Source organism: Nonomuraea basaltis (assembly GCF_005893125.1).
In the GTDB taxonomy this organism is placed as follows: domain Bacteria; phylum Actinomycetota; class Actinomycetes; order Streptosporangiales; family Streptosporangiaceae; genus Nonomuraea; species Nonomuraea basaltis.
This window is the reverse complement of record NZ_VCJS01000405.1, coordinates 1-6,102: the sequence shown is the minus strand read 5'-3', so window position 1 is coordinate 6,102 and position 6,102 is coordinate 1. Positions and strand designations below refer to the sequence as shown.

11 protein-coding genes are annotated in these 6,102 nt (G+C 69.0%); 6 read left to right on the top strand and 5 right to left on the bottom strand.

Annotated features, from left to right (window positions below; all coding sequences use genetic code 11):
- Positions 1-94: 94 nt before the first annotated feature.
- Positions 95-418, bottom strand: coding sequence for a DoxX family protein (locus EJK15_RS66880; protein ID WP_240778089.1), 324 nt, complete (start codon positions 416-418; stop codon positions 95-97).
- Positions 419-546: 128 nt separating this feature from the next.
- Here EJK15_RS66880 and EJK15_RS66875 point away from each other — a divergent pair, with 128 nt between their 5' ends.
- The gene (locus EJK15_RS66875; RefSeq protein ID WP_138720527.1) at positions 547-1,458 is read left to right on the top strand and encodes a LysR family transcriptional regulator; all 912 of its coding nucleotides are present in this window, start codon (positions 547-549) and stop codon (positions 1,456-1,458) included.
- Here EJK15_RS66875 and EJK15_RS66870 read toward each other — a convergent pair.
- Positions 1,432-2,313 (bottom strand): helix-turn-helix transcriptional regulator, encoded by an 882-nt coding sequence (locus EJK15_RS66870; protein ID WP_138720526.1) that lies wholly within the window; start codon positions 2,311-2,313, stop codon positions 1,432-1,434. The genes EJK15_RS66875 and EJK15_RS66870 overlap by 27 nt on opposite strands.
- 119 nt (positions 2,314-2,432) lie before the next feature.
- Between EJK15_RS66870 and EJK15_RS66865 the strand changes: the two genes are divergently transcribed.
- The 5 genes from EJK15_RS66865 (at position 2,433) to EJK15_RS66845 (ending at position 5,253) form a co-directional block, all read left to right on the top strand.
- The gene (locus EJK15_RS66865) at positions 2,433-3,317 is read left to right on the top strand and encodes an NmrA/HSCARG family protein (protein WP_138720525.1); all 885 of its coding nucleotides are present in this window, start codon (positions 2,433-2,435) and stop codon (positions 3,315-3,317) included.
- Positions 3,318-3,344: 27 nt separating this feature from the next.
- Complete coding sequence (locus tag EJK15_RS66860; protein ID WP_206062258.1) at positions 3,345-3,737, top strand: cupin domain-containing protein; 393 nt, start codon at positions 3,345-3,347, stop codon at positions 3,735-3,737.
- Positions 3,738-3,983: 246 nt separating this feature from the next.
- Positions 3,984-4,190, top strand: a complete 207-nt coding sequence (locus EJK15_RS66855) for a CopG family transcriptional regulator (protein ID WP_240778088.1) — start codon at positions 3,984-3,986, stop codon at positions 4,188-4,190.
- 38 nt (positions 4,191-4,228) lie between these two features.
- Positions 4,229-4,618 (top strand): type II toxin-antitoxin system VapC family toxin, encoded by a 390-nt coding sequence (locus EJK15_RS66850; protein ID WP_240778087.1) that lies wholly within the window; start codon positions 4,229-4,231, stop codon positions 4,616-4,618.
- An 80-nt stretch (positions 4,619-4,698) separates the two neighbouring features.
- Positions 4,699-5,253 (top strand): YceI family protein, encoded by a 555-nt coding sequence (locus tag EJK15_RS66845; RefSeq protein WP_138720523.1) that lies wholly within the window; start codon positions 4,699-4,701, stop codon positions 5,251-5,253.
- On the opposite strand, the gene EJK15_RS78340 is transcribed toward EJK15_RS66845, so the two are convergent.
- The 3 genes from EJK15_RS78340 to EJK15_RS66830 form a co-directional block, all read right to left on the bottom strand.
- Entirely contained in the window at positions 5,172-5,522 is a 351-nt protein-coding gene (locus tag EJK15_RS78340; RefSeq protein ID WP_420847190.1) for a DUF4143 domain-containing protein, read from the bottom strand. The genes EJK15_RS66845 and EJK15_RS78340 overlap by 82 nt on opposite strands.
- Positions 5,523-5,576: 54 nt before the next feature.
- Positions 5,577-5,798, bottom strand: coding sequence for a hypothetical protein (locus EJK15_RS66835; RefSeq protein WP_138720521.1), 222 nt, complete (start codon positions 5,796-5,798; stop codon positions 5,577-5,579).
- A 39-nt stretch (positions 5,799-5,837) separates the two neighbouring features.
- Positions 5,838-6,102, bottom strand: a 265-nt coding sequence (locus EJK15_RS66830; protein WP_138720520.1) for a zinc ribbon domain-containing protein, incomplete at its 5' end; no start/stop codon positions are given.

Below are 6,102 nucleotides of genomic sequence, written 5' to 3'. Positions count from 1 at the left end.
ATTCAAGATGGTGATCTTGGGGACGGGTCGCCGCCCTCTTCCCCGCCGCCGACCCGTCCCCAAGATCACCATCTTGAATGGGGCGCTTCGACGATCATCGCGCGAGGGCGAGGACAAGAGATGCCGTCGCCAACACGAGGATGGCTCCAGGAAAGACGATCTTGAGGTACACGCGGGCGCAGACATGGACGGCGATGGCACCGACGAAGAACAGCACCAGCCCGATCGCGGCGGCAACGCCGAGGAACCGAACCCCCACCAGCCCGAGGAGGAGTCCCGCGGCTCCGGCGGCCTTGAGCAGGCCGAGCAGCAGGAGCCAAGACTCCGAGATACCCAATTCAGCCATGTTGCCGAGGACGAACTCGGCCCGCGCGAAGTCAGCGATGGCAGCCCCGGCGGTGGCCGCGATCGTGAGCACGGTGACGACTACATAAGCGGTGAACACTATCTCCCCATTGATCGAGAGCCCTGCGGTTTCCGGCCGCCTTATCAACTTCGCCTACCACCGGCGATCACGTCTAATACCTGCATCCATAACCTGGAGGCATGGATGTCGACACCCGGCTGTTGCGCTACTTCGCCGCGGTCGCGCAGGAGGGGAACCTGACCCGTGCCGCCGAGCGGCTGTACGTGTCCCAGCCCGCGCTGACCAAGCAGATCAAGCAGTTGGAGAACCTGCTCGGAGACCGGCTGTTCGTCCGGTCGCGGGCCGGGATGGCCCTCACCGAACCGGGCCAGGCCCTGGCGGAACGGGTGCCCGCGCTGCTGGCCGAATGGGACCGGACGGTACGCGAGACCGAGGCCGCGGCCGGGCGGGCGGCCCGCGTGCTGCGGGTCGGGTTCCTGGCCAGCGGGGCCAACGAGGCCACCCAGCAGATCATCGCCGCGTTCAGCCGCTGCCGGCCGGACTGGAGGGTGGCCATGCGCCAGGCCGCCTGGAGCGACCCGACCGCCGGCCTCACCGGCGGAGCCGTGGACGTCTCGCTGCTGCGGCTGCCCTTCCCCGGCCAGGAGACCCTGCGGGTCGAGGAGCTGCTCACCGAGCCCCGGTGTGTGGCGCTCCCGGCCGCCCACCCGCTCGCCTCACGTGACGTGATCCCGTTCAAGGAGCTGTGGGACGAGCCGTTCGTGGCCGCCCCACTCGGAACGGGCCGGTGGCGGGACTATTGGCTGGCCACCGACGAGCGCGAAGGTCATCCCCCTCGCATCGGCGCCGTCACCGACCAGCCCGACGATTGGCTGAACGCGATCGCCAACGGTTACGGCATCGCCCTCGCCCCGCAGTCCGCCGCCCGCTTCTACGCCCGCCCCGGCATCGTCTACCGGCCGGTCACCGGTGTCAGCCCCAGCCAGGTCGGCGTCGCCTGGGCACCGTCCGCCGACGCCAACCCCCTCGTCCAGGACTTCGTCCGGTGTTGCCTGGACCACGCCTCACCCCGGCCCGCCGAGCCCGGCTGAAGGGTCACGCGTGGCTGCGAGCAGTGAGGTGATCCGCTGGAGGTCCGCGTGGCTCGCGGGGACCTGCACGACCATCAGCAGGTCGGGGCGCTCGACCGGGTGGAACTGGAAGAGCTCCAGGTCGAGCCGCCCCAGCTCGGGATGGTCGATCCCGATCGTCGCGGGCCGGAAGGAGCGGACGGGGTATTCGGTCCACCACTCGCGGAACTCCGCGCTCTCCTCGGACAGGGCCTCCGTGATGTCTGCGAAGCGCGGGTCGCCGGGATGCCGGCCGGCGACGGCACGGAACTGACTGAGCACGGCGCGCGCGGCGGGCTCCCACCGGACCAGGCGGGCGCGGCTCTCCGCGTCGGCGAACATCATCCACAGCAGGTTGCGCCGCTCGTGCGGGTACCTGCCCGGGTCATGGCGGATCCGCTCGTAAGGCTTGTTCCAGGCCAGGTAGTCAAAGTGGACGTCGTAGACGGAGGCGATGTTCGGGGCCGCCGCGTCGACCAGCCGCTGCAACCGCAGGCGCGCGTCGCCGGCGGGTGCCCCGCGCTCTGGAGCGGCGAGGCCGGCCAGGTCGCGCAGATGGCGGTGCTGATCTTCGTCGAGCGAGAGCGCGCGGCCCAGCGCGTCGATCACCTGGGCCGACGTCGAGATGTTCCGGCCCTGCTCCAGCCAGGTGTACCAGGTGACGCTGACCCCGGACAGCTCGGCCACCTCTTCGCGCCGCAGGCCGGGAGTCCTGCGCCGCCCCGTGGCGCCGCCGTCCGGCAGCCCCACCTCGGACGGCCGCAGCCGGGCCCGCTGCGCGCGCAGGAACGCGGCCAGCTCGGCCCGCCGCGCACGCTTCCTGCCGCCGTCTCCCACGTCGAGTCAGCTCCCACCTGGACGGTGAACCGATCGCAAGCTAGCAGTATTCGTACCAGGATCGACCGGACTTTCCTCTCTAGCCTGATCACTATCGGCGGTGACCGGAGGAGGAATTCATGGCAGGTCGACAGGGACCCGTGCTGGTGATCGGGGCCACCGGCCAGCAGGGGGGCGCGGCGGCGCGCGAGCTGCTCGATCGCGGCTGGGAGGTCCGGGCCCTGGTACGGGACCCCGGCTCCCCGGCCGCTGGCGAGCTGGGGTCGGCGGGTGCCACGCTCGTGACCGGCGACCTGGACGACGTGGGCTCGCTGCGGGCGGCGATGGACGGCGCCCACGGCGTCTTCCTCGTGCTGACCATGCTGACCGGGGCCAAGGTGACGCCTGACGGGGTGGCGGCCGAGGAGCGGCGCGGCAAGGCCGTGGCCGACCTCGTGGCCGAATCCGGCGTCGCGCACCTGGTCTACAGCTCGATCAGCGGCGCCGGTCTCATCACCGGGATCCCGTACTACGACAGCAAGGTCGCCATCGAAGAGCACATCCGCTCGCTCGGCCTGCCGGCCACTGTTCTGCGACCGGTGATGTTCATGGAGAACTTCACCACGCTCACGCGCCCGGTCGTGGACGACGGCGAGCTGGTGGTCAGCCTCGCCGTACGACCGGAGGCGCGGATCCGGCTGATCGCGGCCCGCGACATCGGAGCCTTCGCCGCGATCGCCTTCGATCAGCCCGGCCGGTTCGTGGGCCGCCACCTCGAGATCGCCGGTGACTGCCGCACCGGCCCGGCGATCGCCGAGGCCTTCGGCCGCGCCTGTGGCCTGCCCGCCCGCTTCAGCCGGACGCCCATCGAGAAGCTGCGCGCGTTCGACGAGCAGGTGGCCAGGATGTTCGAGTGGATCGGCGAGCGTACCGACGACGAGCCCGACCTTCCCTCGCTGCGGGCGATCCACCCGCGGTTGATGACGCTGGAGACCTGGCTGGACGAGACCGGCTGGAAGCCCTGAACGAACGATCTCTGAGACGAGGCGAAAATGACCGATGGACTGCTGTTACCGCCCGGTGCCGGCCGCCGCATCGCCGCTTCCGGCATGACGCTCAAAGCAGGCGCGGAGCGGTCGAAACACTGGTCGGTGTTCGAGGCCGAGGTGGCGCCGGGCTTCGACGTCGGAGCGCACCTGCATCAGGAGGCCGAGGAGGTGTTCTACATCCTCGACGGCGAGCTCGACCTGCTCGCCTTCCATCCGCGCGACAAGGCCGGAGGCGACTGGCGTACCTGGGAGTCCGACACGGGCACGCCGGTACTCAGAGGCGGTCCGGGCAGCTTCATGTCCGTACCCGCGGGCTGCCCGCACGCCTTCCACAATCCCGGCCCTGCCCCCGCGCGGATGCTCTTCCTGGTGTCTCCGGCCACGAGGCGTACCTGACGGAGCTGGCCGAGCTGCTGACCGCCGCCCAGCCGCCGGACCAGGCAGCGATCGCGACCCTGCGGACCCGCTACGACATCCACCAGCTCACCCCGCTCAGGAACCGCTCCGTGCCCGGCAGCGGGCGCTGAGTCCATTCGCCTTTGATGTGTGAGCGGGGGTCGATGTCGACCCCCTTGTAAGCCCCGCAGCGATCCTACTAATGGTAGGATCAGCCTCATGGGTGAGCCGCTACGCACTGACAAGATGAGTATCACGGTTCCCGCCGACGTCGCGGCCGAACTCCGTGCCAGGGCGGGCCACGGCAACGTCTCCGCCTACGTCACGCATGCTCTCACGCGGCAGTTGGAACACGACCGGCTGGGCGATCTCTTGATGGAGTTGGAAGAGGTCCACGGACCCGTCACCGACGAGGAGCTGGCGGCGGCACATGCGGAATGGCCGCAGGCGTGAGCCGTAAGCGGGTTCGGCCCCGCGAGCACGGCTCGCTGGTGCTCGACAACGAAGGGCTGTCGAGGGCGGCGACGGACAGGACGATGTACGTGCGCCTCAAGGCTGCGTATCTCGGGGGCCGACGGGTGATCACTTCCGCCGCGATCCTCGCCGAGGCCCTGCGGGGTGGGGCTCGTGACGCGGGCGTCCACCGGGTGCTCGGCGGAGTGGCGGTCGAGCCGGTGACGCGCGAGATCGGCGAGTGCGCGGGCAGGCTGATCGGTTCGGCCGGACTCGCCACCGACCAAGCGGTGGACGCGATGGTGGCCGCCACTGCCCTGGCACAGGCGGGATCCGTTTTGATAGTCACCTCTGATGTGCCTCACCTCTCCGCACTGGTCGCCGACCATAATCGAGTGGCAGTGGCCCATGTGGACAAGATCGGTTGATCCAGGGGCTGATCGTTGCGCGGCGTCCGGGCCTCGACGTCTGAACGCGGCGCTCATCGGGCGCGGGCTAGCCTGGCAAGGTGAGCATTTCCGCTGGTAGCTACACGTTGGGACCCGAATCTGGTCGGCTCCAGATCAATACGACCCGTACCGGGCTGGGCGCGAAGGCCGGCCATGATCTCACCATCGAGGTCACCCGCTGGCGCGGCGAGGCCATGGTCGACACCGCCGACCCGGCCAACTCCTGGGTGACCGTGGAGGTCGACGCCGAGTCGCTCGAAGTCCGGAAAGGAACCGGCGGCGTCAAGCCACTCACGAGCTCCGATCGCGCGGAGATCGAGAAGATTGTTCGGGAGAAGATTCTTCACACCGAGCGTTACCCAACGATCATGTTCCGGTCGACACGGGTCGATGGGACCCCGGAGTCGTTCCGCGTCGAGGGCGACCTCACCATCGTCGATGTCACACGGCCCGTCACGGTCGAGGGCTCGCTGGCCGAGGACCGCGTACACGGCTCGGCGGCGATTGTGCAGACCCGTTGGGGGATTCGGCCCTACTCGGCGTTGTTCGGCGCGCTCAAACTCGGCGACGAAGTCGAGGTCCGGTTCGACGCCGGCCTCGTATCGAAGCAGTGACCCCCGACCGCGCGAAGCCCGGTCCGCAGGCGGTCCCGAGGAAGCCGGAGGCCACGGAAGTCGGCTTCCTCGATCGAGGATTTCGCCTTGACCTCGACGCCGATGACCTCGCCTTCGCTCGACTCGACGACCAGGTCCACCTCTCGCTGATCACGGGTGCGGAAGTGGCTGAACTCCACCGGGGATTCGGCCCAGCCCGCTCGTGTTTTCCTTAATGTAATGATCGTCCACCCGTTTATGTCAGAACTGTCCGCAGCTATAGGCGGCATGCCGCTGCCGACCCTGGACGACCGGACGCGCGTTCCCACCGTGCTCGTCCGCGCTCAGCTGTTCTTCATCATCCTCTCGCCCCCGAGAGCAAGGAGAAGGAACATGTCGAACTGGTGCAGGTTCGCCTTGTCCATCCGGCCGATCGCTTCGATGCCGGCTCTGGCGGTCCTGACATGGCTGAGGGCTCGGGATCGGGTGGCGTCGAAGGCAGGATCGTAGTCGGCACCGTGCCGTGCCTCCTGAAGCTCGCTGAACGCTGCGACATGCTGGACCAACTCGTGACTCCTCCACCCCGTAAACGGGGTGGCTTCTCGCTACGCCGCACGGGCGTCGCGGAGGACCAGCCCGGCCCTCTTGATATTGCTCGCCCCGACCACGTCCGCGTTGGCGGCGTACCCGCACGTGACGCAGACGAAGCCGGCCTGGGTGGTGCGATTCTCCGCTGACACGTGCCCGCATTCGGGGCAGGTGCGGGAGGTGTTGCGGGGATCCACCGCGATCACGTCCCGACCGGCGCTTTCAGCCTTGTTAGTGAGGATCGCGAGGAACACCCCCCAACCCGCGTCCAGGATGCTCTTG